Below are 24,718 nucleotides of genomic sequence, written 5' to 3'. Positions count from 1 at the left end.
ACGCGCCAGTCGTCCGATGTCTGTGCTGTGCTGGACGCATGCGCAGGACGATCTTGGGCCGCAGCGGCCTCGAAGTGTCGAAGATCGCCTTCGGCACCTGGCAGCTCGGCGGCGACTGGGGCGCGTTCGACGAGGACACCGCCGTCGCGGCCATCCACCACGCGCGCGACCTCGGCGTCACCTTCTTCGACACCGCCCAGGCCTACGGTCGCGGCCGCTCCGAGGTGCTGCTCGGGCGCGCCCTGAAGCACCGGGACGACGTCGTCGTCGCCACCAAGGGCGGCATCAACCCGCGTGCCGAGCGGCCGCGCGACTCCCGTCGCGCCTGGCTGACCCAGGGGCTCGACCAGAGCCTGCGGAACCTGCAGCGCGACCACATCGACCTCTACCAGGTGCACTGGCCCGACCCCGACACCCCGGCGGCCGACGTCGCGGGGCTCATGCGGGAGTTCGTCGACGCCGGGAAGATCCGGCACGTCGGTGTCTCGAACTACACCGCGGACCAGCTCGCGGACTTCGGCGTGGCGGAGACGCTGCAGCCGCCCTACCACCTGTTCCGGCGCGGCATCGAGACCGACCCGCTGCCGTACGCGCGCGAGCACGACATCGGTGTCTTCGTCTACAGCCCGCTCGGCAGCGGCCTGCTCACCGGTGCGCTCACGCCGGACACGACGTTCGAACCCGCGGACTGGCGCTCGAAGTCGAGCGCGTTCCAGGGCGACAACCTGCGCCGCAACCTCAAGATCGTCGACGAGCTGCGGGCGTTCGCCGCGAGCCGAAACCTGGAAGTCGGCCAGCTCGCCATCGCCTGGGCGCTCGCGCGACCCGGCGTGCACGCCGCGATCGTCGGGGCGCGGAAGCCGCGGCACATCGAGGCGAGCATCGCCGCGGCCGACGTCGAGCTGACGTCGGATGACCTGGCCGAGATCGACCGGATCGCCGCCGGCGCCGTCCAGGTCGCCGGCGCCGCTCCCGAGGGGATCGCCTAGAGCGAAAACTCCGTGCCGTCCGGCGGTACCGACGCGCCGCCGGCCAGGACGGCGGCGTGCTCGGGCGACGCCGGGTCCAGCACCGGGTTGGTGTTGTTAACGTGCGTGAACACCCAGCGGCCCGGCCGGCCGGCGAGCCGGGACAGGCTCGCGGTGATCGGCAGGTGCCCCATCGCGAGCTGGTCCGGTCCGCCGACGCCGGCCATCTCGTCCGGCGCGAAGAACGTCCCGTCGAGCAGCACCAGGTCGGCGCCCGCCACCAGCGCGTCGAACCCGGTGGGCCAGCTCTTCAGGCACGGTGCGTACACCAGCACGCCCCCGGTCGCGGGGTCTTCGAGCCGGTAGGCGACCACCCACGGGCCGTCGTGCGCGGACGTGACGTACTTCGGCTTCTTGTCGCTCACCGGCAGAACGCGCACGCGCAGCCCGGGGAGGTCGGCGGGCGGCAGCCAGTCCCAGCCGCCGTAGCCGTCGACGATCGCGCGGAAGGGAGCCAGCGCGTGCCGGGCCGCGTCCGGCGCGAACACCGGGAGGCCGCCGGCCTCGCGCAGCATGAGCAGGCCCATCGCGTGGTCGAGCTCGGCGTCGGTGAGCAGCACTCCGCGCAGCGGGATCTCGCGCGGGCCCGGCCCGGCCCGCAACACCGGCGTCCCGAGGATCTGGGCGCGGATGTCCGGCGAGCAGTTGAGCAGGTACCAGCCGGCGCCGTCCGCGCTCACCGCGACGCAGTCCTGGGTGCGCGGGGTCAGCCCGGCCGAGCACAGCCGGCACGCGCAGTTCCACTGTGGACACCCGCCGCCCGCCGCCGTGCCGAGCAGGATCACCTTCACCGGCGCATCACCAGGCCGGACGTCGCGGGCCGGGCGAGGACCAGGTCGACGACCTCGCGGTGCGGCGAGCGCGAGCACACCGGGTCGGCCGCCGAGGCGTCGCCCGTGAGCAGGAACGCCTGGCAGCGGCACCCGCCGAAGTCGATCCCGCGCCGGTCGCACGTGCGGCACGGCTCGCTCATCCAGGCTTCGCCGCGGTAGGCGTTGAAGGACGACGACTCGTACCAGATCTCGGCCAGTGGTGTCTCGCGCACGTTGTCCAGCTCGAGCGTCGCGATCGCGGACGCCGCCGGGCACGGCAGCACGGTGCCGTCCGGCGCCACGGTCAGCTGCCGCGCGCCCCAGCCGTACATGCACGGCTTCGGGTACGGCTCGGGGTAGTCCGCGACGACGTACACGATTTCCATGGTGCCACGCAGTCGCGCAACCGCCGCGCGAACGATCGGCTCGGCCGCGGCGAGCTGCGCCGGGGTCGGCATCAGCGCGTCCCGGTTGCGCAGCGCCCAGCCGTAGTACTGGGTGTTCGCCAGTTCCAGCCGGTCCGCGCCCAGCCGCTCGGCCAGCTCGATGATCCCGGCCAGCTGGTCGTGGTTTCGCCGGTGCAGCACCACGTTCAGCGACAGCGGAAGGCCGGACGCCTTGATCGCGGCGGCCGCGGCGAGCTTCCGGTCGAACGCCTTCGCGCCGGCCAGGAGGTCGGACCGCTCCCGCGTCGCGCCCTGCGCCGACAGCTGGACGTGCGCCAGCCCGCGCTCGACGAGGTCGTCGAGCCGCGCCGGGGTCAGGCCCAGCCCGGAGGTGACGAGGTTGACGTAGCAGCCGAGTTCGCTCGCGTGCGCCACCAGCTCGGGCAGGTCCGGCCGGGCCAGCGGCTCACCGCCGGACAGGTGCACCTGGAGGACGCCCAGTTCGCGGGCCTGGGACAGCACGGACCGCCAGTCCGCTGTGGACAGTTCGGCCTCCCGGGTGGTCAGGTCCACCGGGTTGGAGCAGTACGGGCAGTGCAGCGGGCACCGGTGGGTCAACTCGGCCAGGAGGCCGAGGGGCGGGGTCACGTCCATGCGACGACCCGCCGTCCGCCCAGCCGGTCGAGCACGTCGAGGACGTCCTGCTCGCGGACGCCGGAGTAGCGCTTTCCCAGCACCGCGGTGATTTCGGTGACGGTCCGCGCGCCGTCGCAGAGTTCGAGCACCGCGGCCGCGGTGGCGTTCGGCACCAGGACGCCTTCGGGGAACAACAGCACGTGGGTCTCCCGGACGTGGTCGAAGGACAGCCGCACGCCACGGCGCAGCCGGGGGACGGAACCCACGGTGATCACCCCGCCGCCCGCTCGATCGCGTCGAGCATCGACCAGAGGACGTCGCACTTGAACGCCAGCGCGGCGATCGCGCGGTCCTGCTGCTCGCGGGTGACGCAGTGGCGGACCACGATGTCGAGCGTGTCCTTGCCTTCGCCGGAGACCTTGTCGATGCGGTTGGTGAAGTAGGCGAGGTCTTCGCGGGCGATCCACGGGTAGTTCGCGAGCATGTCCGCGACGCGCTGCTGCATCAGGTGCCCGGCGAACATCTCGGTGAGCCCGGACGCGACGGACTCCCACCACGGTTTCGTCCGCGCGAAGGTGACGTAGGCGTCGACGGCGAACCGGACGCCGGGCGCGACGTGCCCCTCGTCGAGCACCTCGACCCGGGACAGGCCGACCGCCGTGCAGAGCCGCAGCCAGCGTTCGATCCCGCCGGTGCCGGCCTGCGGGCCGTCGTGGTAGACGATCCGGTCGAGCCACTGGCGCCGGATCTCCGGCAGCGGGCAGGCGGCGATGATCGCCGCGTCCTTCTGCGGCAGCACGCACTGGTAGTACCAGCGGTTGGCCGCCCAGATCCGCAGCCCGTGCGCGTCGAGTTCGCCCGCGTGCAGCCGCTTGTGGAACGGGTGCGTGCCCCAGTACCGGTGGGAAAGGCCGCGCAGGGCGTCGATGAATTCCGTCTCCGCGAGTGGCTCGGACATCCGGGGCTCCCCTGGTCGGAAATGTTTCGATGATCGGGAAACGCGGTGACGGAACCGGTTTCCCGGTCCCGCCACCCTCGGTCAGTCCTCCATGCGGGCCGCGAATGCGGTGACCTCCATGGGGGTTTCGTACTCGACGAAGTCCGGAGTGGACCAGGACTCCAGGGTTTCGGTCATCGGTAACTCCTCCCGTCGGGGGTGCCGGACGGCGTCACCATAAAAGGCGGGAGGAGCAAATGGCCATCCCTTCGTAAATATTCCTTCCGATGGCGCAGCGATGATCACTCAGCGGTGTTCAGTGTCCCGCTGAATGCGCTTTCCTGTGCGCGTTCAGTGGTGTCTCGAACGGATGGCGGTGTGTTTCTATCCCACTGGACCGGGGAGCACGCCACGTCCCAACCCGTTCGGGAAGTGGCCACGTCCGAGGCACCCCGAGCGGGCTCGCGAAATTCGTCCGGCAAGCTCTGGAACGTCACGCCCGGTGGCGATCCACACCGCCGACCAGGACGCTATTTGACCGCGGCTTCCAGCTCCACCAGCGCCGTGTCGAGGTGCGTCAGGATCCGCTGCAGGTGCGGCACGCTGCGGCGGCACCCGGTGACCCCGAAGTCCAGGTTGTCGCCGTTGCTGGTCAGCGTGATGTTGACGGCCTGGCCGTCGAGCAGCACCGACGCCGGGTAGATGCCGTCGAGCTGCGCGCCGTTCCAGTACATCTGCTTGCGCGGCCCGGGCACGTTCGAGATCACCAGGTTGAACGGCGGCCGCGTGTTGTTGACGACGCCGGGGATCGGTGAGACGCCGAGCTGCGCGACGTTAACGGCCGATAACAACAGCGTCTGCAACGGCGTGAGCTCCGAGAACAGCCGCTTGCCGTTGCGCATGGACTGGTGGATCGTGACGAGCCGCTTGCCCGCGTCCGGCAGGTCGGTGGCCAGGTTGCACAGCAGTGCGCCGATGTTGTTGCCGGCTGCCTCGCCGGGGTCGTTCTGGCGGCGCAGCGACACCGGGACCATCGCGACGAGCGGCGCGTCCGGCAGCGCGCGCTGCTCGATGAGGTAGTCCCGCAGCGCGCCCGAGCACATCGCGAGTACGACGTCGTTGCGCGACACCCCGCCCGCCGTCGCCACCTTGCGGACGCGGTCGAGCGACCAGGACTGCGCGGCGAACCGGCGCGCGCCGCCGATCGGCACGTTGAACATCGTGCGCGGCGCCTGCCCCGGCAGGGTCAGGGTGTGTTCGCCGAACGCCTCCCGCGCCACCTTCAGCGCGGCCGGCGCGAGCCCGGCGAGCTGGTTGACCGTCTTGCCCGCACTCTGCAGGAACGACCCGGGGCGCTTCACGCGGCCTTCGCCAGGCTTGCGCCGGGTGCCCCACCAGGGCGGGCAGTCCAGGTCGGCCGGGTCGTCCGACAGCGTGGCCTGCAGCTGGCGCAGGGCCGAGACGCCGTCCATCAGCGCGTGGTGGACCTTGGTGTAGACGGCGAACCGGCCGTCGGCCAGGCCCTCGATGAGGTGGGTTTCCCAGAGCGGCCGGTGCCGGTCGAGCAGGGTGCTGTGCCAGCGGCTGGTCAGCTCCAGCAGCTCGCGGATGCGGCCCGGCGACGGCAGCGCCGAGTGCCGGAAGTGGTAGTCGAGCTCGAGCTCGGCGTCGGTCGTCCAGGCGACGTGCCCGACGGTGTTGACCGGCCGGGCCGGGCGGCGCCGGAATACCGTGCGCATGTTGTCCGATTCGAGCAGGTTCCGGCGGATGTCGCGCAGGTACTCCGGGCCGGCGCCGTCGGGTTTCTTGAACAGCTGCAGGCCGCCCACGTGCATCGGATGCTCGCGCGTTTCGACGAGGAGGAACATCGAGTCGGTCACGGGCATCATCGCCATGGGACATCACCTTCCGCACTCGGCACGCCGACTCTACGCGCTCGGCGGCCGTGGGTGGATCACGTTCTACATTGGCGAGTATGACCTTCCGGGGCCCGGGGGAAACGTCCCTGCCACAGATGGCCGAGTGCGTCGTGGTCGGCGGCGGGGTGATCGGCGTGAGCTGCGCTTTCCGGCTCGCCGAGGCCGGGGTCGACGTCCTGCTGCTGGAACGCGGCGGGCTGGGCGGGGGCTCGACGGCGAAGGCCGCGGGCGGCGTCCGGTCGTCGTTCACCAGCCGCGTCAACGTCGAACTGGGCCTGCGCGGGCTCGCCGCGTACAGCGCTTTTTCACGCGACTTCGGCGTCGAGATCGACTTCCGCCGTGACGGCTACCTCTACCTGCTGACCGACCCGGCCGACGTGTCCGCAATCGGACATTGCGCGGAGCTGCAGCGCGAGTACGGCGTCCGCAGTCACCTGCTCGATCCGGCGGAAGCCCGCGAGATCGTCCCGTTGCTGGAGACCGACGGCGTGGTCGCCGCGCTGTGGTCGCCGGACGACGCGAAGGCGACGCCGGACGCGGTCGTCCAGGGCTACGCGAAGGCGGCCCGCGCGTGCAGCGCGAAGCTGCGTACCGGTGTCGAGGTCACCGGCATCGAACGCGACGGCGATACATTAACCGGCGTTAACACGACGGCGGGGTTCGTCCGGACGGGCGCCGTCGTGTGCGCGGCGGGCGCGTGGTCGGGGCAGCTCGGCGAACTCGCCGGGCTGGACCTGCCCGTGCGGCCGTTCCGGCGGCAGGTCGTGTTCACCGGGCCGGTGCCCGGGCTGCCCGAGCGGGTGCCGCTGACCATCGAGATGCCGTCCGCGTTCTACTTCCACCGCGAGGGCGCGGGGCTCGCGATGTCCTTCTGCGAGGACGACGGCTTCCCGGGCTTCGGCACCCACTACGAAGCCGGGGACTGGCTGCCGCGGCTGGCCGAGCTGGCCGGGCGCCGGATCCCGGCCGTGCTCGACGCCGGGATCCGGACGGCCTGGGCCGGCTTGTACGAAGTGACGCCGGACCGCAACCAGATCATCGGGGAAAGCGTCCTGTTGTCGCGGTTCTTCTACGCGACCGGCTTCTCGGGCCACGGGTTCCAGATGGGCCCGGTCACCGGGGAGCTGATCCGGGACCTCTACCTGGGCCGTCCGACGGCCGTGGACATCGCGGACCTGGACGTCCGCCGGTTCGACAGCGCCGGTACCGCACCGGCCGAGCACAACATCGTCTAGGGCCGATTGCCAGATCGTTCAACGATCTGGCAGTATCCGCGCCGTGGCTGTGAGTGGTGCTCGGGAGCTGGTGGACGCGCTGGAAGCGCTCGGCGTGGAGATCGTCTTCGGCCTCCCGGGGGTGCACAACCTGCCGTTGTGGGAGGCGCTCGCCCAGACCCGCATCAAGGTCGTCGGGGTCAGGCACGAGCAGACCGCCGGGTACGCCGCCGACGGCTACGCGCGCGCCACCGGGAAGCTCGGCGTCGCCCTGGTCACCACCGGTCCGGGTGCCGCGAACACCCTCGGCGCGGTCGGCGAGGCCATGGCGTCCGCGGCTCCGGTGCTCGTCGTCGCCACCGACATCCCCTCGAAGCTGCGGCGTCCCGGCGTCGTTCGCGGCGTGCTGCACGAGACGTCCGACCAGCAGGCGATGTTCGCGCCGGTGACCAAGGGCGTCTTCACCGTGCGGGCCGCCGACCAGATCGGCACCACGGTGCACCGCGCGGCGCGGCTCGCGCTGGAGCCGCAGAGCGGCCCGGTCTACCTCGGCGTGCCCACCGACTACCTGCGTGAGACCGTCCCGCACCGGCGCCCGCCCGCACCGCACCGCAAGCCCGACGGCGACGTCCCCGACCTCGCGCGGGCCGAGGCGCTGCTGTCCGACGCGAAGCACCCGCTGATCTGGGCCGGCGGTGGCGCGCTGCGGTCGGGCGCGGGCGAGGCGATCGGCGTGCTCGCGGACAAGCTGGCCGCGCCGGTGCTCACCACGTTCGCGGCGCGCGGCCTGCTCCCGCTCGACCACCCCTGCCTGGCGCCGAACCCGGTGCACGCCCCGGAAGTCGGGGAGCTGTGGGACGAGGCCGACGTCGTCCTCGCGGTCGGCACGGACTTCGACGGCCTGATGACGCAGAACTGGGCCATGCCGAAGCCGCCGACGCTGATCGCGGTCAACGTCGACGCCGAAGACGCCGCGAAGAACTACCGGCCCGACCTGACGCTGGTCGGCGACGCGCGGGCGATCGTCGAGCGGCTGCTGCCCAAGGAACGGCCGGGCCTGCACGACACGGCGACGCGCCTGGCCGCCATCGGCCGCAAGGTGCGCCAGCGGATCCGCGAGGAGGAACCGCAGGCGCTCGACTTCCTGTCCACTTTGGACGAGGTGCTGCCGCGCGACGCCGTGCTGGTGTCGGACATGTGCGTCGCCGGCTACTGGGTCGGCGGCTTCCACCGCGTGCGGGCGCCGCGCAAGCTCGCCTACCCGATGGGCTGGGGCACGCTCGGCTACGGCTTCCCGGCGTCGCTCGGCGCCGCCGCCGCGGGCACCGGACGGGCCATCTGCATCACCGGCGACGGCGGATTCCTCTACGGCTGCGGCGATCTGGCGACGCTCGCGCAGGAGCAGCTGCCGGTCACGGTCGTCCTCGTCGACGACGGCGGCTACGGCATGCTGCGCTACGACCAGGACCGCGAGGGCCTGCCGCACCGCGGGGTCGACTGGGACAGCCCGGACTTCGTCGGCCTGGCCCGGTCGTTCGGGGTGCACGCCGACCGCGTGTCCGGGTTCGGGCGGGCGTTCCGCCGGCTGCTCGGCGAGTTCGTCGAGTCGGACGAGCCGAACGTCCTGGTCGTGCGCGCGCGGTTGAAGCCGCCGCTGAACACTTCGCCGCGGTGGTACCGGAAATGAGGATCGGCGTCGACATCGGTGGCACGTTCACCGATCTCTGCGCGGTGGACGACACCGGGATCGTCGCCGTCGGCAAGGTGCTGACCACGCACGACGAGCCCGCGCGGGCGGTCGAGGAAGGCCTGGCCGCGCTGCTGGCCGAAGCCGGCCACGACGTCGGGCAGGTGGTGCACGGGACGACGCTGGTCACGAACGCGCTCATCGAACGCAAGGGCTCCCGCACCGCGCTCCTCGCGACCGCCGGGTTCCGGGACGTCCTCGAGATGCGCCGCGAGCACCGCTACGAGCTGTACGACCTGAACCTCGAGCTGCCCGCGCCGCTCGTGCCGCGGCACCTGAGGTTCGACGTCCCGGAACGGATCCTCGCCGACGGATCGGTCCACATCGGACTCGACGAGGCGTACGTCGCCCGGCTGGGGCGGGAGCTCGCGGCACGCGGGATCGAGGCGGTCGCGGTCTGCTTCCTGCACTCGTTCACGAACCCGGCGCACGAGCGGCGCGTCGCCGGGATCCTGGCCGAGGTGGCGCCGTCGCTCAGAGTGGCGTTGTCGTCCGAGGTCGTCCCGGAGATCCGCGAGTTCGAACGCGCGTCAACGACGGTCGCGAACGTCTACGTCCAGGACCTCACCGAGCGCTACCTGCGCGACCTCGAACACCGCCTGAGACGGCTCGGCATCACCGGCGCGCCGCACATCATGCTGTCCAACGGCGGTCTGGCCACTGTGGACACCGCGGCCCGGCACCCGATCCGGATCCTGGAGTCCGGCCCCGCGGGCGGTGCCCTCGCGGCGGCCGCGATCGGACCGGCCGACCTGCTGGCCTTCGACATGGGTGGCACGACGGCGAAGCTGTGCCTGATCGCCGGCGGCGCGCCCCTCGTGACGCACCAGTTCGAGGTGGACCGCAAGTACCGGCTGCTGCCCGGTTCCGGGCTGCCGGTGCAGGTGCCGGTCACCGACATGATCGAGATCGGCGTCGGCGGCGGCTCGATCGCCCGCATCGACGCGCTGGGCCTGCTGACCGTCGGACCGGACTCGGCCGGGTCCGAGCCCGGTCCGGTCTGCTACGGCCGCGGTGGCACCGAACCCACGGTCACCGACGCCGACCTCGTGCTGGGTTACCTCGACCCGGGCTACTTCCTCGGCGGCGGCATGGATCTGGACGCCGACGCCGCGAGAGCGGTACTCCGCGAAAAGATCGCCGATCCGCTCGGGCTGAGCGTCGAGGAAGCCGCGTGGGGCATCCACACGAGCGTCAACGAAGACATGGCGAACGCCGCGCGCGTGCACGCCGTCGAGCGGGGGCAGGATCCGGCGAAGCTGCCGATGTACACGTTCGGCGGCGCGGGCCCGGTGCACGGCGTCGGCGTCGCGCGGGCGCTGGGGGCGCCGTCGGTCGTCGCGCCGCCCGCCGCGGGGGTGCTCAGCGCCGCCGGGTTCCTGACCGCGCCGCTGGCGTTCGACTTCGTCCGGTCGGCACGCGCGGCCGTGCACGAACTGGCGTGGGAGCAGGTCGACGCGCTGTTCGCCGAGATGGAAGCGGAAGGCGCGGCACTGCTCGCGAAGTCCGGAGTGGACGATGTGACCCACCGCCGGATCGCCGAAATGCGCTACGCCGGGCAGGGTTACGAGATCCGCGTCCCGGTGCACGGAGGCCGCTGGCCCGAGACCCTGATCGACGAGTTCACCCGCACCTACCGGACGCTCTACCGGCGTACCGGGCCCGAGGTCGGCGTCGAGGTGCTGAACTGGCGGGTCGTCTCGAGCGGCCCGGCGCCGGAGGTCACGCTGCGGCTGAACTCGCAGGTCACCGGCGGTGACGCGCGGAAGGGCACGCGCAAGGCCTACTTCCCGTCGACAGGGGGATTTGTCGATACGGCGGTGTTCGACCGGTACCGGCTCGAAGCGGGCGCGCGGATCGACGGACCGGCCATCGTGGAGGAACGCGAGTCCACTGTGGTCGTCCCGCCGGGCGCGCACTGCGTCGTCCGGGACGACGCGGCGCTGGAGGTGACGGCGTGAGCGTCGACCCCATCGTCGTCGGGCTGTTCGGCAACCGGCTGCACTCGATCCTCGCCGAGCAGCAGAACGCACTGGTCAACACGGCCTTCTCGGCCGTCGTGCGGGAGTCGCTCGACCTCGCCTGCGCGGTGTTCGACTCGCGCGGCGAGATGATCGGCCAGTCCGTCGGCGGCACGCCCGGGCACATCAACGCGATGGCCACCGGCATGCACCACTTCGCCGCCGCGTACCCGCCGGAGACCCTCGAGCCCGGCGACGTGCTGCTGACCAACGACCCGTGGCAGACCGCCGGGCAGATCAACGACATCACGGTGGCGACGCCGGTGTTCCGGAACGGCCGGCTGGTCGCGTGGTTCGCGTCGTGCTGCCACGCGCCGGACATCGGCGGCCGGCTCGTGTCGGCCGAGGCCCACGAGGTCTTCGAAGAAGGCCTTCGCCTGCCGATCATGAAGTTCCTCCGCGCGGGCGAGGTCGACGCCGATCTGGAACGGCTGATCCGCGCCAACGTGCGGACGCCGGAGGAGACCATTGGCGACCTGTACGCACAGGTCACCGGCAACGAGGTCGGCGCGGCGAGCCTGCTGCGGCTGCTGGACGAGTTCGGCCTGGACTCGCTCGACGACGTCGCCGCCGAGATCATGAACCGGTCCGAGAAGGCGCTGCGCGACGCGTTGCGCGAGCTCCCGGACGGCTTCTACACCAACGAAATCGCCACCGACGGCTTCGACGACGAAGACGTCGTGCTGCGCGTGACGGCCACTGTGGACGGTGACTCGATCCACCTCGACTTCGCGGGTTCGTCGCCGCAGAGCCGCCGCGGGATCAACGTCGTGCTGAACTACACGCGGGCGTACGCGTCGTTCGCGGTCAAGGCCGCGATCTCGCCGGAGGTACCGCACAACGCGGGTTCGTTCCGGCCGGTGCACGTCACCGCGCCCGAAGGCTCGGTGCTGAACTGCCGGCCGCCGTCGCCGGTCGCGTCACGGCACCTGATCGGGCACTTCCTGCCGTCGCTGCTGATCGGCGCGCTGCCGGGCGCGGCGATCGCGCCGAGCGCCGACGCGCTGTGGATGACCATCTGGCGCGGGCCCGGGTTCATGCTCAACGTGTTCCAGACCGGTGGCATGGGTGCGCGGGCCGGCAAGGACGGCTTGACCACCACGGGGTTCCCGAGTGGACTGCGGTCGACACCGACTGAGGTCATCGAGACCATGGCCCCGCTCGTTCAGCATTCGCGAGAGTTGCGAGTGGACTCCGGCGGCGCGGGCCGGTGGCGTGGCGGCCTCGGACAGGTGACCACGATGGGGGCACGGACCGGGGATTCCTGGAGCGTCAACGGGAACGTCGACCGCGTGCGCGCCGCGGCGTCCGGTGTGGATGGAGGAAACCCCGGGGCACCCGGACGGTTCGGCCTGCGTGGCGGAAGCGCGCTTCCGGTGAAGAGCCGGGTTACCCTGGCCGCGGAGTCCGTTGTGGACGTCACGCTGCCCGGCGGTGGCGGTTACGGGCCGCCGCACGAGCGTCCGGTGGCGGCGGTGCTCGCCGACGTCGTCGAGGGCTACGTCTCGATCGAGGCGGCGCGCGAGGTGTACGGCGTCGCGGTGCGGTACCTCGGGGACGCGGACGCGCTCGTCCGGCTGCCCTGGGACTACGCCGTGGACGAAGAACAGACAGCACGACTGAGAGCGGGGAAGTGACATGGGTCGGTTGGCCGGCAAGGTGGCGGTCGTCTTCGGCGGCGCGCGGGGCATCGGTCTCGCCACGGTGAAGGAGTTCGTCGCCGAGGGCGCGACGGTGTTCGCTTCCGACATCCGCGAGCCCGCCGAACCGGTCGACGGCTGCCGGCACTCCATAGTGGACGCCACGGACGAAGCCGCGGTCGGCGCCTTTGTGGACGGTGTCATCGCCGAGACGGGCCGGATCGACGTGCTGTTCAACAACGTCGGCATCCACCTCGGGAAGCCGCTCGCCGAGACGACGCTGGCCGAGTTCGACAACATCTTCGCGCTCAACGTGCGGGCCGCCTTCCTCGGCACCCGCGCCGTGCTGCCGCACATGATCGAGCGCAGGGCCGGCAGCATCGTCACGACGTCGTCGAACGGCGGCGTGATGGGCCGCCCCGGCGACCCGGTGTACAACGCCACCAAGCACGCGCTGGTCGGGCTCACGAAGTCGATCGCCGTGGCGCACGCGCACCAGGGCATCCGCGCCAACACGGTGAGCCCCGGCGCGATCGACACCGACATGCTGCGCAGCACGCTGAACTCGCCGGAGGAGTTCGAGACCAAGCAGCACCAGCTCGTCGCGAGCACGCCCGCCGCCCGCGTCGGCGAGGCGTGGGAGGTCGCGAAGGCGGTGGTGTTCCTGGCGAGCGACGAGTCGCGGTTCGTCAACGGCGTCGTGCTGCCGGTCGACGGCGCGAAGGCCGCGGGGGCGATGCCGGGCAACCGCTACAGCCTCGATTTCGAACTCGGCGTCAGGTAGCGCCTTGTCCGTCGACGCTTCGGGGCTTTCGAGCGAACGGCACCAGCTGGAGCGCAGCGGGACGGCCGAGCGGGTGGCCGCGATCCTGCGCCAGTACATCACCGACGGCGTGTTCGCCCCCGGTGAGCGGCTGTCCGAGCCGGTGATCAGCGCGGCGCTCGGTGTCTCGCGCAACACGCTGCGCGAGTCGTTCCAGCTGCTGGCCCACGAGCGGCTCGCGGTGCACGAGCTGAACCGCGGGGTGTTCGTGCGCGAGCTGACCGCCGAGGACATCGAAGACCTGTACGTCGTCCGCCGGGCCACCGAATGCGGTGCGCTGCGGCGGGCGGCCGAACTGTCCACTGTGGACCTCACGATGGTCGAGCGGGCCCTGGGCGACGGCCGCGCGGCGGCGCGGGACGAGGACTGGCCCGCGGTCGGGACCGCGAGCATCCACTTCCACCAGGCACTGGCCGACCTGGCGGGGAGCGAGCGCATTTCGTCGACGATGCGGCAGGTGCTCGCCGAGACGCGGTTGTTCTTCGTGCTGAACGAAAACACGAGGGAGTTCTACGAGCCGTTCCTGGAGTGCCACGAGCAGATCCTGGAGGACCTGCGCCGCGGCCGGTTCGACGTCGCGGAGGCTTCGCTGGACCGCTACCTCCGCGACGCCGAAGCCCGGCTGCTGGAACTGAGCGTCGAAGACCGGTGACCGAAGGAGCCATCGATGCCCGCTGACCACGCCGGGTTCCGCCCGCTGGACGGGATCAAGGTCGTCGACCTGTCCCGCATCCTCGCCGGGCCGTATTGCACGCAGTACCTCGGCGAGATGGGCGCCGACGTGGTGAAGGTGGAGCCGCCGGGGCACGGCGACGACACCCGCGGCTGGGGACCGCCGTTCGTCGGCGAGAGCGACGAAGCCGTGTACTACCTCGCGGCGAACCGGAACAAACGCGGCATCGTGCTCGACTTGAAGAGCGACCGCGGACGGGAAGCCCTCCGGCGGCTGGTGGCGGACGCCGACGTGCTCGTCGAGAACTTCCGGCCGGGGACGCTGGAGAAGTGGGGACTGGGGTACCAGGTGCTGTCGGAGCTGAACCCGCGGCTGATCCACGTGTCGATCACCGGGTTCGGGCAGACCGGGCCGTACCGCGACCGCGCGGGCTACGACCTGGTCGCGCAGGCCCTCGGCGGCGTGATGTCGCTGACCGGTGAGCCCGACGGCGCGCCGGCGAAGGTCGGGCTGCCGGTGGCGGACCTCAACGCGGGCACGTGGGCGATCATCGCGGTGCTGATGGCGTTGCAGGCACGGCACACCACCGGTCGCGGGCAGTACCTCGATGTGTCCCTTTTGGACAGTCAGCTGGCCTGGCACGTGTACGCCGCCGGCGCGCACTTCTACGACACGCCCCGCCCGCGCCGGATGGGCTCGGCGCACCCGAGCATCGTCCCGTACCAGGCGTACCACGTCTCGGACGGCTGGCTGATCATCGCGGTGGGCAGCGAAAAGCTGTGGCACGCGTTCTGCGGCGTGCTGCAGCTGGACGTCGCTTCGGACCCTCGCTTCTCTTCGAACGCTTCGCGCGCGGCCAACCGCGACGCGCTGAACGCGCTGCTGGAGCCGGTCCTGCTCACCCGGACGGCGGCGGACTGGCTGAAGTCCTTCGACGCGGCGGGCATCCCGGCAGCCCCGATCAACGACATCGACGACGTGTACGCGGACCCGTGGACGGCCGCGCGCGACCAGGTGGTCCGCCTCCCGCACCCGACGGTGGGCACGTACCTGGGGACGGGCTTCCCGGTGAAGGCCTCGGCGACCCCGGCGCGCCCGACGTCGGCCCCGCCCACGCTGGGGCAGCACACCTCGGAGGTGCTGGCGGAGCTGGGGTATACGGCGGCGGAGATCGCGGAGTTCCTGGACTGACGTTCAGCCGGCGGCGGGTTGCCGTGCCGTTCCGGACAGCGCCGCGTTGTGAACTGTGCACGATGGAGTGTTCGCGCGGGGTGCTTCGCCCTGGTAAGGATGGGGGCGGGACTGAGGAGGACCGATGTCAGCACAGCACGCCCTTTGGCACCCCTTCGCCGACATGGGGGCCGTCGACGGCGACCGGATGGTCATCACCCGTGGTGAGGGCTCCTACGTCTGGGATGACGCGGGGCGGCGGTACTTCGATGCCACCGCGTCGCTCTGGTACGCCAACTTCGGGCACGGGCGGCCCGAGATCACCGAAGCCGTCACCAAGCAGCTGCGGACGCTCGACACCTACAACACCTTCGGCTACAACGCGAACGAGCCTGCGATCGAGCTGGCCGACCGGGTTGCCGGGCTGGCGCCGACGCCGGGGTCGAAGGTCTTCTTCGGCTCGGGCGGCGGGGACGTCATCGACACCGCCGTCAAGCTCGCGCGCGCCTACTTCGCGCACACCGGGCGGCCCGAGAAGGTGCACGTCATCGGGCGGGCGCAGGGCTACCACGGCACGCACGGCTTCGGCACGGCCGTCGGCGGGATCCCGGTCAACGCCGTCGGCTTCGGGCCGCAGCCGCCGGACTTTTCGCACGTGCCGTTCGACAGCGCCGCGGCGCTCGAAGCCGAAATCAGCCGGGTCGGGGCGGACCGGGTCGCCGCCTTCTTCTGCGAGCCGGTGATCGGCGCGGGCGGGGTGCTGCTGCCGCCGGACGGGTACATCGAGGAGGTCGCGGCGATCTGCCGCCGGCACGACGTGCTGTTCGTCGCCGACTGCGTGATCGCGGCCTGGGGCCGGCTCGGCACGTGGTTCGGCGTCGACCGCTGGGCCGTCCAGCCGGACCTGATCACGACGGCCAAGGGCATCACCGGTGGCACCATCCCGCTGGGCGCGCTGATCGTGGCCCCGCGCGTCGCGGAGCCGTTCTTCACCGGCGCGCCCGGTGCCCCGATCTTCCGGCACGGCGCGACGTACTCGGGTCACCCCGTGGCGTGCGCGGCCGGCCTGGCGACGCTCGACATCTACGAGCGCGACGGCCTGATCCCGCGCGGTCGTGAACTGGAAAAGCCGTTGGCCGACGCGGTTTCCGGAGTCGTCGGGCACCCGCTCGTCGCGGAAGTCCGCGCGGGGCTGGGCTTCCTCGCCGCGGTCGAGCTGACGGCGGAGGTCATGGACGCCGACCCGGGCGCGCCGGTGAAGCTGCAGCGCGCCTGCCGGGACGAGGGCGTGATCGTGCGGAACCTCGGCCGGGGTGTCGCCGTGTCGCCGCCGCTGATCGCCGCGGAAGCGGAGCTGGACCTGCTGGCCGCCGCGCTGCCCAAGGCCCTGGACAGGCTGGCGGCGCAGCGCTGACGCGGTGAACGGCTCTTTCCTGTCCTCCGACGGCAGGAAAGAGCCGGCCACCGCGGCTCAGGAGATGCAGAACTCGTTGCCCTCCGGATCCGCCATCGTCACCCAGCTGTGCGGCCCCTGGCGCCCGCGCCACAGGAACTTCGCTCCGCGAGCCTGCAGCTTCTCCAGCGTCGCCTCGACGTTGTCCGCGCCCACCCACACGTCGATGTGGACGCGGTTCTTGACGGTCTTCGGTTCCGGTACCTCCTGGAAGAGGATCCGCCGGGGCGGGCCCTCCGGTGGCGAGTCCGGATGGCGGATGCCCGCCCCGGTTCTCCACACCAGTTCCCCCTTGTAGGTCCGGGTTTCCTCCTCCTTCGCGTACCCCTTCGCGATCATCTCGCGGATGAAGTCCGCGTCGGTCGGTTCGACCGCCCACTCGAGCGTTTCCGCCCACCAGTCGGCGAGCACGTGCGGGTCGGTCGTGTCGATCACTACCTGGAAGTCATGCGCCATACGGGCACGTTAACGACCGAGTCCGACATTTTCCGGAGCATCGGGTCCTCGGGGACGACCGTGAAGCGCCACTTGTCCACGCCGCCGCCCATGATCTCCGCGTACCGGCGGGCGCCGTCGGCGTTGGCGAAACGCACCTGCTGGCCGTTCGTCAGGTGGGTGATCTTGACCGCCATGACAACCTCCCGAAGTCTGTGGGCCGGCCCGCGGAGCTTCCCCCTCCGGAGCCGGCGAGCACAGTAGAACACATGTTCGACCCGTCGCGCCAGTGGATCCCCCGCCCAGGGGAGGAAAACGGGAAAGCGCAGGTCAGAGCGGTCGGATCATCGCGACGCGCGGCCAGGCGTCCAGGCCGCGGGCCGTTTCCGCGCGGCGGATCGCCCGCAGGCCGTCGCCGATTTCGCCGTCCGCCAGGACCCGGAACCGCAGCCGCTCGTAGTAGGGCGCGTTCCACGGCACCTCGGCGAACGTCGTCAGCGTCAGGGCCGGCAGCCCCCGGGCGCCCGCCCACGCGGCGAGCGTCTCGATCAGCGCGCTGCCCAGCCCGCGCCGCCCGTGGCTCGGGCGGACCGAAACCTGCTCGATGTGCGCGCACCCGTCGACGACCTCCGCGACGAGGTACGCCACCGGCCGGTCGCCGTCGTCGGCGCTCACCCACGCGCGGCCGTCGGACTGGTACACCGCCAGTTCCGCGACCGACCCCGGGTCGTCGTCGGCGATCGCGGTCATGCCGAGGGCGCGGAAGAGGTGGCCGGCCTCGCGCTCGACGTCGATCAGCGCGGGCAGGTCGTCGGGACGCGCGAGCCGGATCACAACGAATAGGACGAGATCGTCCGCTCGATCCGGGTCGCGTAGCCCTGCAGCGCCGTGATCGCGGTGTCGCGGGCGCCCTCGGTGATCCGCGCCGCCGGGCCGGCCATCGTCAGCACGGTCGGCCGCCGCCCGTACGCGGGTACCGGCACCGAACACGCCCAGACGCCCTCGTCGATTTCGCCGGAGCTGACCGCGTACCGGTTCTCCAGCGCGTGCTTGAGCTCGTCGCGCACGAAGGTGCCGCGCTGCTCGACGACGGGCGCCAGCCGCCGGTCCCGCTCGATCTCGGGCAGCAGCGCGAGCAGCATCTTGCCGGACGCGCCGACGCCGAGCGGCAGCGAATGCCCCGGCTCGAAGGTGAACCGCATGGCGCGGTCGCACTCGACGCGGTCGGCGCACACGGCGGCGTCGCCGAACTGCTGGAACAGCATCACCGTCTCGCCGAGCTCCCGCGCGGCCTCCTCCATGGCCGGCTTCGCCAGCCGCACGAGGTCGTTCGCCAGCTGCGCGGCCCGGGCGAGCGGCATCACCTGGCTGGTGAGGTGGTAGTGCCCCGCCCGGCCCTCCTCGAGCAGCTGCAGCTCCTTGAGCAGCGCCACGTACCGGTAGGTCGTCGCGACCGGGGTGCCGATCGTCGCGGCGAGCTCGGCCACGCTGGCCTCCCAGCGCCGCTCCGAAAACGCGAGCAGCAGCTGGAGGACCTTGCGGGAACTGCTGGCACCGGGGGTCCGGCGCGGTGCGGTGGTGGCGGAACCGTCGACGGCACTGACGGCAGGCGTCATCATGACCTCTCGGTGAGACAAAAACGACCTTCGCTATCACACGGGGTGAATAAATTAGCACGTTGTGTTAAACGAAGGCCAGTATTGTGTCGACGACCCCACCATTCGGGAATAGCCGCGGCTCAGAGCGTGAGGAACTCGCCCGGTTTCGTCACCACGGGTGACTCGACGTAGAGATTGCGGTACTCGTCCTGGATGCCGGAGTTGTGCACCTGCAGCGCGAGCGGGCCGACGCGGCCGGCCGTCTTGTCGGTGAACCGCAGGACCTCGACGCCCTTGCAGGTCACGGCCGTCCCGGTCAGCGGGCAGCACGCCATCCGCGCGACGCCGGTGGCCAGGTCCCCGATCAGCTCGCACTGCGCCCACTTCTTGATGTCGATGGCGGGGTGGGACAGCTGCTGGAACAGTTTCCCGCCGCCGTCGTTGTGCCCCGGCCGGTAGTCCCAGTGGCCGCCGTTCGGCGGCTGGAACTGGATGGCGCTCAGCGCGTCGCGGATCGGGTCGGTGGTGCCCCAGATCAGCACGGTCGGTTTGTGGTTGCCCTTCACCTGGCGCACATTGAATATCCACCGAAACGTGCCGACCTGCTGTTTGTTGTAGTACAACCAGCCGCGGGCGGTGCCATTCCCGTGGATGACGCCGTCCTTCGCCGACCAGAGGCCGGGTTTGGACGACGTCCAAGCGGTCAGGTCGGTGCCGTCGAACATCGGGACCAGGTTCGGGTCGCCGTACGGGTTGTCCGCCGCCTGCGCGGCCGGGGCGAACCCCGAAGCCACGACGATCCCCGCGGCCAGCACGCCAAGGAGCTTCCGGAACATCCTGCCGTCCTCTCGTGAACGCGATGGGAGGTGCGTTTCGGACGGCGGATTTCACGCTACGAGCAGCGCCGGTGAGGCGTCAACCGCGGTCCCGCTGACCGGTCAGGAACGGCGTCAGCAGGCCGGGCACGGCCTGGTCGGCCAGGGCGAGCCCGTCGGACTCCCCGACGTCCAGCACCCGGTAGTGCCCCTTGCCCGCGGCGACCGGGGCGATCACCGTGACCAGGCCGGCGCGGCGCTGGAAGTACGATCGCTCGACGACGACGCCGGTCATCCCGTCGCAGCGGACCGCCGCGGTGGCGCGGTCGAGGGAACCCGAGCGCGTCACCAGGTAGCGGCCGGTGAGCGCGTGGCCCAGGCCGTGGTAGCGGTCCCAGCCGACGAGCGCGGCGACCGGCAGCAGCACGAGCGCGACCTGCCACGGCCAGTCCGGCCAGCCGGCGAGCCACGCCAGGGCGTACAGCGTCGCGGCGAGCAGCAGCACGCCGGCGACCGCGCGGGAGATCCGCCGGTAGAGCGCGCGACGCGGGTGGCGCGTCAGCGGCGTCGCCACCGGGTCCTCGCCGAGCACCTCCGCGACGACTTCGTGCGCGCGCTTCAGCGGTGCTGGCGGCAGCAGCAGGCCGCCGCCCTTGTCCGCGCTCTTGCCCTCGCGCAGGCCGCCGGCGATGGCGACGCAGCGCGCGCCGCCCGCGAGCCGCAACGGCAGCGGCTCGCGGATTTCCACGCCCCGCAGGCGGTCCTCCTCGATCGACACCGAGCGCGTGGTGATCAGTCCGCGCCGGATGTGCAGCGTGCCGGCGGGCTCGCGGGTGAGCCGGAAGTTCCAGAACGACAGCACGTACCCGCCGACCGAAAGCAGCGAGACGAGCACCAGCAGCGCGGCGGCGGCGAGCACCAGGCTCAGCCACGTCGGCGTCTCGGCGAAGTGCCCGACGACCGCCTGGACGAGGGAGAACTGCACCGGGTCGAAGTGCAGCTCGTGCGCGAAGTGGTAGACGGTGCCGAGCACGGCACCGACCACCGCGATGCCCGAAAGCGTGAACGGCGCGTACCGCAGCCACCTCTTGTCGACGGCCGCGACGAGCTGCTCGGGCGGCGGTGCGGCTTCCTCCGTCGCCACGGCCTTGCGGTGCAGGAGCAGCGTCCGCAGCCGCTGCGCTTCCGCGATCGTCACGGCGTCGAGGACGAGCTCGTCCTTGCCCGGCCCCTTGCCGTGCGAGTGCCGCCCGGTGCCGATCCGCGCCGCCGCCAGCGAGAACAGCCGGTGCTTCGGCTCCGAGGTGACGTCGACCGTGCGGATCCGGTCGCGGGGGATGGCGCGCTGCTTGCGCAGCAGCAGCCCGGTGTGCCACTCGACCTGCGATTCGGTGATCCGGTAGCGCGAGGTCAGCACGTGCGAGACGCCGGTGCAGATGGCGATCGCGGTGAAGACCAGGCCGATCCACTGCCACGGCTCGCCGTGGCCGACCAGCAGCGCGCCCAGCAGCACCGGCAGCGACCGGACCAGGTCGAGGACCGGCCGGATGAGCAGCATGCGCCGGTCGAGGCGGTGCCAGGGCGCGTCCTGCGTCCCCTCGGCGGGCAACGTGACGGTTTCGGTGCTCACGTCTCGTCTCCCCGCACGGCCTGGGTCGTCTTCGTGAGCTCGTCGGCCAGCGCGAGCGCGCGGTCGTGCGCCAGGCCCGAGATGCGCAGCGGGCCCGCCGCGGACGCCGTCGTCACGGTGATCTTCGCCAGACCGAACAGCTGCTCCACCGGGTCGCGTTCGATGTCGACGGTCTGGATCCGCGACACCGGCGCGATCCGCCACTGCTGCTTCAGCCAGCCCGCCTGCGTGTAGACGGCCTCGCCGGTGACCTCCCAGCGGTGCACGCGGTAGCGCCACTGCGGCATCACGACCAGGTGCAGCGGGCCGAGCACGCAGGAGACCACCAGCGTCACGGTGAGGAACGACGGCGCGTCGTCGCTGGTCACCACGATCACCGTCTGCAGGCCGATCAGCAGGACCCAGAGGATCGCCGCGGTCGCCGTCCAGTAGCCGATGGCCCGGCGGCTGACCCGGTGCGCGGGCGGCCGCAGGCGCAGGGCGGTCGTGTTCGTGGTGTGTTCGCTCACGGGTCAAGCGTGCCCGATCGGCGCCTTGCGCGCCCACGACATGTGTCACGATGCCGATCCCGTCCGGACTCGATCGCGTGCCGTTACGATCGGCGACACCGTCGGCGGAATGGATTCCCCGGACGAGTGTGTTGTGCTTGACGGATTGACGCGTCAGCCAGGAGCAAGCAGGAGGATCCGGTGGGATTCGATCCCGACGACCTGTACGAGGTGGACTCGGACGTCCCCGACCTGACCGGGGCGGTGCTGCTGCACCACTTCGAAGGGTTCATGGACGCCGGCTCGGCGGGCCGTCTGCTGGCCGAACACCTCCTCGGCGGTGAGCACCGGGTGATCGCCCGCTTCGACGTCGACCGCCTCATCGACTACCGCTCGCGGCGGCCGACGATGACCTACGCGGTGGACCACTGGGAGGACTACGACGCGCCCGAGCTGGTCGTCCACCTGCTGCACGACGCCGACGGGACGCCGTTCCTGCTGCTGTCGGGCCCGGAGCCGGACCACGACTGGGAGCGGTTCTGCGCCGCCGTGCGCAACCTCGTCGAACGCTGGGGCGTCCGGCTGACCGCCGGCTTCCACGGCATCCCGATGGGCGCCCCGCACACCCGCCCGCTCGGCGTCACCGCGCACGCGACGCGCAAGGACCTCGTCGGCGAGCACCAGCCGCTGCCGAACCGGCTGCAGGTGCCGGGCAGCCTGGCCGCGCTGCTGGAGTACCGGCTCGGCGAGTGGGGCTTCGACGCCCTCGGGTTCGCCGCGCACGTGCCGCACTACCTGGCGCAGTCGACGTACCCGGCCGCGTCCCTGATCGTGCTCGACGCGCTGAGCCGCTCGACCGGGCTGAACCTGGCCGAGGGCGAGCTGCGCGAGGCGGCGGACCTCGCCGACGCGGAGATCAACCGCCAGGTCGCGGAGTCCGACGAGGTCGCCGACGTCGTCCGCGCGCTGGAGCGCCAGTACGACACGTTCGTCGAGGCCTCGGAGCGGGGTTCGCTGCTGGCGGAATCGGTCGAGCACATGCCGACCGCGGAGGAGCTGGGCTCGCAGTTCGAGCGGTTCCTGGCCGAGCAGAACGGCGGCGACGGCACCGAGCGGGGATGACCCGCTACGACGAGATCGGCGTCGGCTACGCGCGGGGGCGGCGGACCGACCCACGGTGGCTCGCGCCGGTGCTCGACGCGCTGGGCACCGCCGGCTCGGTCGTCGACGTCGGGTCCGGGACGGGGTCCTACGAGCCGCCCGCGCGCCGGGTCGTCGCCGTGGAGCCGTCGGCGGAGATGATCCGGCAGCGCGGTCCCGGAGCGGCGCCGGTCGTGCGCGCGGTCGCGGAGGCGCTGCCGTTCGCCGCGGGGGCGTTCGACGCGGCGCTGGCGGTGCTGACCGTGCACCACTGGCCCGACTGGCGCCGCGGCCTCGACGAGCTGCGCCGGGTCTCGCGCCGCCAGGTCGTCCTGGCCTACGACACCGCGCGGCACAACGACTTCTGGCTCGTGCGGGAGTACGTGCCGGAAGTGGCGGCCCTCGAGGAGTCGCGCCCGTCGGCGCCGGAGATCGCGGCTCACCTTGGCGCGTCCTCGGTGGTGGAGCTACCCGTGCCGTGGGACTTCACGGACGGCGTCTTCCCGGCCTACTGGCGACGCCCGGAGGCCTACCTCGACCCGGCCGTGCGGCAGTCGTGCTCGGCGCTCGCGCAGACCGCGCCCGACGCCGTCGCGCGCGGCATGGCGCGGCTGCGGGCGGACCTGGAGTCCGGCCGGTGGCAAGCGGAGCACGCGGACCTGCTGGACCTCCCGGAGTGGGACGCGGGGTTCCGGCTCATCGTGGCGGGACGGCGCTGGAGTCCGGCGTCAACGACCAGGTGACGGTGAAGCTCACGGAGCCGTAGGCGGCCCTTCGGGGATTTCCCGCAACTCGAGCGTGCCGACCTCGGCCCACGGGTGGCGCGAGGCGACCTCGACGGCCGTCGCGCGGTCCGCGCACTCGAGGACGTTGTAGCCGCCGATCTGCTCCTTGGTCTCGGCGAACGGGCCGTCGGTCAGCAGCACCGCGCCGTCGCGCACCCGCACCGTCTTCGCCTCGGCGGGCGGGCGCAGCCCGGTGCCGGCCTGCCGGACGCCGCGCCGCTCGGCTTCGGCCGCCCACTCGTGACAGCGGCGCGCCATCTCCGGGCCGGCCGCCGCGCCCGCGGCCTCGTCCCCGCACAGCAGGAGCAGGTATCGCACGGCGCCAGCATGCCACGCGCGGTTCAGCCGTGGCAGCCTTCCTCGTTGAGCGGGCCGATCGACGGCAGCAGCAGCCCGCAGAGGTAGCCGTCGATGAACCGGCCGTTCCCGGCGAGGTTCGTGGCGAGCCGGACCAGCGGCGCGAACCCCTTGATGCCGGCGGCGAGCGCGTCCTGGTTGCGTTGCAGCATCGACATCAGCTGGTCGAGCTGGGTGAGCAGCGGGCCGACCTGCGCCTGGTTGTCGTCGATCAGCCCGGACAGTTCGGCGCCGAGCTGCCGCGAGCCGTCGAGCAGTGTGCTGATCGCCTGCTCCCGGTTGCTGACCTCGGAGAGCAGTTCGTTGCCGTCGTTCAGGAGCTGCTGCACGGCGGCGTCGCGGTCGACGAGCGTCCGGGAGACGACCCGCGTGTTGCCAAGCAGGGTGGCGAGCTGGTTGTCGCGCGTGGCGAGGGTGTCCGAAAGCCGGGACAGCCCGCTGAGCGCGGCCCGGACGCTCTGCGGCGTGTTCGCCAGCGTCGCCGACAGCGTGTCGAAGCTCTTCGCCAGCTGAGCCGTGTCGATGGTGTCCACAGTGGACGAAAGTTTCCCGAACGCCGCGAGGACGTCGTAGGGAACGCTGGTGCGTGAACGCGGAATCGGCGTCCCCGGGTCGAGCGTCCCCTCGCCCTGCGGGTCGAGCGCGAGGTACTTCTGGCCGAGCACGGTCTTCAGCCGGATCGCCGCGCCCGTCGCGTCGCCGAGCCACGCGCCCTTGACGCGGAAGGAAATGAGCACGTGGTCACCGCGCAGCTCGACGTCCGAGACACGCCCCACCTCGACGCCGGCGACGCGGACGTCGTTGCCTTCGAAGATCCCGGCCGCCTCGCTGAATTCGGCGGAGTAGGTCGTGCCGTCGCCGATGATGGGGAGCGAGCGCGCGTTCAGGGCGGCGAACACGCCCAGGGCCAGCACGGCCAGTCCGGCGAGGGCCGTCCTGACCGGGGCGTCGGCGGCCCGGCGTATTGACATGGCGTCAAGAGTGACGCACCTCACGTCCGGCCGCCAGCCG

At 71.7% G+C, this 24,718-nt stretch carries 26 protein-coding genes; 11 read left to right on the top strand and 15 right to left on the bottom strand.

Annotated elements, in window-relative coordinates:
* The first annotated feature begins 38 nt into the window (after window positions 1-38).
* A complete protein-coding gene (locus ACWEN0_RS01315; protein ID WP_451967850.1) occupies window positions 39-989 on the top strand; it encodes an aldo/keto reductase in 951 nt (316 codons plus the stop codon).
* Here ACWEN0_RS01315 and pqqB read toward each other — a convergent pair.
* The 6 genes from pqqB to ACWEN0_RS01285 form a co-directional block, all read right to left on the bottom strand.
* Window positions 986-1,819 carry a pyrroloquinoline quinone biosynthesis protein PqqB gene (gene pqqB / locus ACWEN0_RS01310; RefSeq protein WP_451967849.1) on the bottom strand — a complete coding sequence of 278 codons (834 nt, stop codon included), beginning with the start codon at window positions 1,817-1,819 and terminating at the stop codon, window positions 986-988. The two genes, ACWEN0_RS01315 and pqqB, sit on opposite strands and share 4 nt — an antisense overlap.
* Window positions 1,816-2,880: a pyrroloquinoline quinone biosynthesis protein PqqE gene (gene pqqE, locus ACWEN0_RS01305; protein WP_451967848.1), complete on the bottom strand. Its 1,065-nt coding sequence runs from the start codon at window positions 2,878-2,880 to the stop codon at window positions 1,816-1,818. Before pqqE ends, pqqB begins: the two co-directional genes overlap by 4 nt.
* Window positions 2,871-3,137 carry a pyrroloquinoline quinone biosynthesis peptide chaperone PqqD gene (gene pqqD, locus ACWEN0_RS01300; protein ID WP_451967847.1) on the bottom strand — a complete coding sequence of 89 codons (267 nt, stop codon included), beginning with the start codon at window positions 3,135-3,137 and terminating at the stop codon, window positions 2,871-2,873. The genes pqqE and pqqD overlap by 10 nt, the downstream gene beginning before the upstream one ends.
* Window positions 3,134-3,820, bottom strand: coding sequence for a pyrroloquinoline-quinone synthase PqqC (pqqC, locus tag ACWEN0_RS01295; protein WP_451967845.1), 687 nt, complete (start codon window positions 3,818-3,820; stop codon window positions 3,134-3,136). Before pqqC ends, pqqD begins: the two co-directional genes overlap by 4 nt.
* An 81-nt stretch (window positions 3,821-3,901) precedes the next feature.
* A complete protein-coding gene (gene pqqA, locus ACWEN0_RS01290) occupies window positions 3,902-3,997 on the bottom strand; it encodes a pyrroloquinoline quinone precursor peptide PqqA (RefSeq protein WP_451967843.1) in 96 nt (31 codons plus the stop codon).
* 332 nt (window positions 3,998-4,329) lie between these two features.
* Entirely contained in the window at window positions 4,330-5,694 is a 1,365-nt protein-coding gene (locus tag ACWEN0_RS01285) for a WS/DGAT/MGAT family O-acyltransferase (RefSeq protein WP_451967842.1), read from the bottom strand.
* Window positions 5,695-5,774: 80 nt separating this feature from the next.
* On the opposite strand from ACWEN0_RS01285, the gene ACWEN0_RS01280 reads away from it, so the two are divergent.
* The 8 genes from ACWEN0_RS01280 to ACWEN0_RS01245 all read left to right on the top strand — a co-directional run bounded on the left by ACWEN0_RS01280 (window position 5,775) and on the right by ACWEN0_RS01245 (window position 16,420).
* Window positions 5,775-6,953: an NAD(P)/FAD-dependent oxidoreductase gene (locus ACWEN0_RS01280; protein WP_451967840.1), complete on the top strand. Its 1,179-nt coding sequence runs from the start codon at window positions 5,775-5,777 to the stop codon at window positions 6,951-6,953.
* A 43-nt stretch (window positions 6,954-6,996) separates the two neighbouring features.
* Window positions 6,997-8,619, top strand: coding sequence for a thiamine pyrophosphate-binding protein (locus ACWEN0_RS01275; protein WP_451967838.1), 1,623 nt, complete (start codon window positions 6,997-6,999; stop codon window positions 8,617-8,619).
* On the top strand, window positions 8,616-10,640 hold the full coding sequence (locus tag ACWEN0_RS01270) for a hydantoinase/oxoprolinase family protein (RefSeq protein WP_451967836.1): 2,025 nt from the start codon (window positions 8,616-8,618) through the stop codon (window positions 10,638-10,640). The genes ACWEN0_RS01275 and ACWEN0_RS01270 overlap by 4 nt, the downstream gene beginning before the upstream one ends.
* The gene (locus ACWEN0_RS01265) at window positions 10,637-12,337 is read left to right on the top strand and encodes a hydantoinase B/oxoprolinase family protein (protein WP_451967834.1); all 1,701 of its coding nucleotides are present in this window, start codon (window positions 10,637-10,639) and stop codon (window positions 12,335-12,337) included. Before ACWEN0_RS01270 ends, ACWEN0_RS01265 begins: the two co-directional genes overlap by 4 nt.
* A 1-nt stretch (window position 12,338) precedes the next feature.
* Window positions 12,339-13,124: an SDR family NAD(P)-dependent oxidoreductase gene (locus ACWEN0_RS01260; protein WP_451967832.1), complete on the top strand. Its 786-nt coding sequence runs from the start codon at window positions 12,339-12,341 to the stop codon at window positions 13,122-13,124.
* A gap of 4 nt (window positions 13,125-13,128) precedes the next feature.
* On the top strand, window positions 13,129-13,815 hold the full coding sequence (locus ACWEN0_RS01255; RefSeq protein WP_451967830.1) for a GntR family transcriptional regulator: 687 nt from the start codon (window positions 13,129-13,131) through the stop codon (window positions 13,813-13,815).
* Between the two features lie 15 nt (window positions 13,816-13,830).
* Window positions 13,831-15,027: a CaiB/BaiF CoA transferase family protein gene (locus ACWEN0_RS01250; protein WP_451967828.1), complete on the top strand. Its 1,197-nt coding sequence runs from the start codon at window positions 13,831-13,833 to the stop codon at window positions 15,025-15,027.
* Between the two features lie 124 nt (window positions 15,028-15,151).
* A complete protein-coding gene (locus tag ACWEN0_RS01245) occupies window positions 15,152-16,420 on the top strand; it encodes an aminotransferase family protein (RefSeq protein ID WP_451967826.1) in 1,269 nt (422 codons plus the stop codon).
* Between the two features lie 57 nt (window positions 16,421-16,477).
* Here ACWEN0_RS01245 and ACWEN0_RS01240 read toward each other — a convergent pair whose 3' ends face one another.
* The 7 genes from ACWEN0_RS01240 to ACWEN0_RS01210 form a co-directional block, all read right to left on the bottom strand.
* On the bottom strand, window positions 16,478-16,894 hold the full coding sequence (locus ACWEN0_RS01240; RefSeq protein WP_451969793.1) for a VOC family protein: 417 nt from the start codon (window positions 16,892-16,894) through the stop codon (window positions 16,478-16,480).
* The gene (locus tag ACWEN0_RS01235) at window positions 16,894-17,091 is read right to left on the bottom strand and encodes a hypothetical protein (RefSeq protein ID WP_004561810.1); all 198 of its coding nucleotides are present in this window, start codon (window positions 17,089-17,091) and stop codon (window positions 16,894-16,896) included. Before ACWEN0_RS01235 ends, ACWEN0_RS01240 begins: the two co-directional genes overlap by 1 nt.
* A 133-nt stretch (window positions 17,092-17,224) precedes the next feature.
* Complete coding sequence (locus ACWEN0_RS01230) at window positions 17,225-17,728, bottom strand: GNAT family N-acetyltransferase (RefSeq protein WP_451967824.1); 504 nt, start codon at window positions 17,726-17,728, stop codon at window positions 17,225-17,227.
* Window positions 17,725-18,510: an IclR family transcriptional regulator gene (locus ACWEN0_RS01225; RefSeq protein WP_451969791.1), complete on the bottom strand. Its 786-nt coding sequence runs from the start codon at window positions 18,508-18,510 to the stop codon at window positions 17,725-17,727. The genes ACWEN0_RS01230 and ACWEN0_RS01225 overlap by 4 nt, the downstream gene beginning before the upstream one ends.
* Before the next feature lie 122 nt (window positions 18,511-18,632).
* Window positions 18,633-19,328: a family 16 glycoside hydrolase gene (locus tag ACWEN0_RS01220; RefSeq protein WP_451967822.1), complete on the bottom strand. Its 696-nt coding sequence runs from the start codon at window positions 19,326-19,328 to the stop codon at window positions 18,633-18,635.
* Window positions 19,329-19,407: 79 nt separating this feature from the next.
* On the bottom strand, window positions 19,408-20,865 hold the full coding sequence (locus ACWEN0_RS01215; RefSeq protein ID WP_451969790.1) for a PH domain-containing protein: 1,458 nt from the start codon (window positions 20,863-20,865) through the stop codon (window positions 19,408-19,410).
* Between the two features lie 68 nt (window positions 20,866-20,933).
* Window positions 20,934-21,446 carry a PH domain-containing protein gene (locus ACWEN0_RS01210; protein ID WP_451967820.1) on the bottom strand — a complete coding sequence of 171 codons (513 nt, stop codon included), beginning with the start codon at window positions 21,444-21,446 and terminating at the stop codon, window positions 20,934-20,936.
* Window positions 21,447-21,626: 180 nt separating this feature from the next.
* Here ACWEN0_RS01210 and ACWEN0_RS01205 point away from each other — a divergent pair, with 180 nt between their 5' ends.
* Both ACWEN0_RS01205 and ACWEN0_RS01200 read left to right on the top strand, forming a co-directional pair.
* A complete protein-coding gene (locus ACWEN0_RS01205) occupies window positions 21,627-22,547 on the top strand; it encodes a proteasome assembly chaperone family protein (RefSeq protein ID WP_451967818.1) in 921 nt (306 codons plus the stop codon).
* Entirely contained in the window at window positions 22,544-23,308 is a 765-nt protein-coding gene (locus tag ACWEN0_RS01200) for a class I SAM-dependent methyltransferase (protein WP_451967816.1), read from the top strand. The genes ACWEN0_RS01205 and ACWEN0_RS01200 overlap by 4 nt, the downstream gene beginning before the upstream one ends.
* A 9-nt stretch (window positions 23,309-23,317) precedes the next feature.
* Here the strand turns inward: ACWEN0_RS01200 and ACWEN0_RS01195 are convergent, their stop codons facing one another.
* On the bottom strand, window positions 23,318-23,668 hold the full coding sequence (locus tag ACWEN0_RS01195; protein WP_451967814.1) for a YciI family protein: 351 nt from the start codon (window positions 23,666-23,668) through the stop codon (window positions 23,318-23,320).
* A gap of 23 nt (window positions 23,669-23,691) precedes the next feature.
* A complete protein-coding gene (locus ACWEN0_RS01190; RefSeq protein WP_451967812.1) occupies window positions 23,692-24,678 on the bottom strand; it encodes an MCE family protein in 987 nt (328 codons plus the stop codon).
* Between the last annotated feature and the right edge of the window lie 40 nt (window positions 24,679-24,718).

The sequence above is a fragment of the Amycolatopsis sp. NPDC004378 genome, assembly GCF_053602455.1.
This window is presented reverse-complemented; position numbering and strand designations above follow the sequence as displayed.

What these genes read in the sequence shown, in the direction of transcription:
- ACWEN0_RS01315 (WP_451967850.1), top strand. Translation starts at nt 39, where the DNA reads ATGCGCAGGACGATCTTGGGCCGCAGCGGCCTCGAAGTGTCGAAGATC.
- pqqE (WP_451967848.1), bottom strand. Translation starts at nt 2,880, where the DNA reads ATGGACGTGACCCCGCCCCTCGGCCTCCTGGCCGAGTTGACCCACCGG.
- pqqC (WP_451967845.1), bottom strand. Translation starts at nt 3,820, where the DNA reads ATGTCCGAGCCACTCGCGGAGACGGAATTCATCGACGCCCTGCGCGGC.
- pqqA (WP_451967843.1), bottom strand. Translation starts at nt 3,997, where the DNA reads ATGACCGAAACCCTGGAGTCCTGGTCCACTCCGGACTTCGTCGAGTAC.
- ACWEN0_RS01285 (WP_451967842.1), bottom strand. Translation starts at nt 5,694, where the DNA reads ATGGCGATGATGCCCGTGACCGACTCGATGTTCCTCCTCGTCGAAACG.
- ACWEN0_RS01280 (WP_451967840.1), top strand. Translation starts at nt 5,775, where the DNA reads ATGACCTTCCGGGGCCCGGGGGAAACGTCCCTGCCACAGATGGCCGAG.
- ACWEN0_RS01270 (WP_451967836.1), top strand. Translation starts at nt 8,616, where the DNA reads ATGAGGATCGGCGTCGACATCGGTGGCACGTTCACCGATCTCTGCGCG.
- ACWEN0_RS01260 (WP_451967832.1), top strand. Translation starts at nt 12,339, where the DNA reads ATGGGTCGGTTGGCCGGCAAGGTGGCGGTCGTCTTCGGCGGCGCGCGG.
- ACWEN0_RS01250 (WP_451967828.1), top strand. Translation starts at nt 13,831, where the DNA reads ATGCCCGCTGACCACGCCGGGTTCCGCCCGCTGGACGGGATCAAGGTC.
- ACWEN0_RS01245 (WP_451967826.1), top strand. Translation starts at nt 15,152, where the DNA reads ATGTCAGCACAGCACGCCCTTTGGCACCCCTTCGCCGACATGGGGGCC.
- ACWEN0_RS01235 (WP_004561810.1), bottom strand. Translation starts at nt 17,091, where the DNA reads ATGGCGGTCAAGATCACCCACCTGACGAACGGCCAGCAGGTGCGTTTC.
- ACWEN0_RS01225 (WP_451969791.1), bottom strand. Translation starts at nt 18,510, where the DNA reads ATGACGCCTGCCGTCAGTGCCGTCGACGGTTCCGCCACCACCGCACCG.
- ACWEN0_RS01220 (WP_451967822.1), bottom strand. Translation starts at nt 19,328, where the DNA reads ATGTTCCGGAAGCTCCTTGGCGTGCTGGCCGCGGGGATCGTCGTGGCT.
- ACWEN0_RS01215 (WP_451969790.1), bottom strand. Translation starts at nt 20,865, where the DNA reads ATGCTGCTCATCCGGCCGGTCCTCGACCTGGTCCGGTCGCTGCCGGTG.
- ACWEN0_RS01200 (WP_451967816.1), top strand. Translation starts at nt 22,544, where the DNA reads ATGACCCGCTACGACGAGATCGGCGTCGGCTACGCGCGGGGGCGGCGG.
- ACWEN0_RS01190 (WP_451967812.1), bottom strand. Translation starts at nt 24,678, where the DNA reads ATGTCAATACGCCGGGCCGCCGACGCCCCGGTCAGGACGGCCCTCGCC.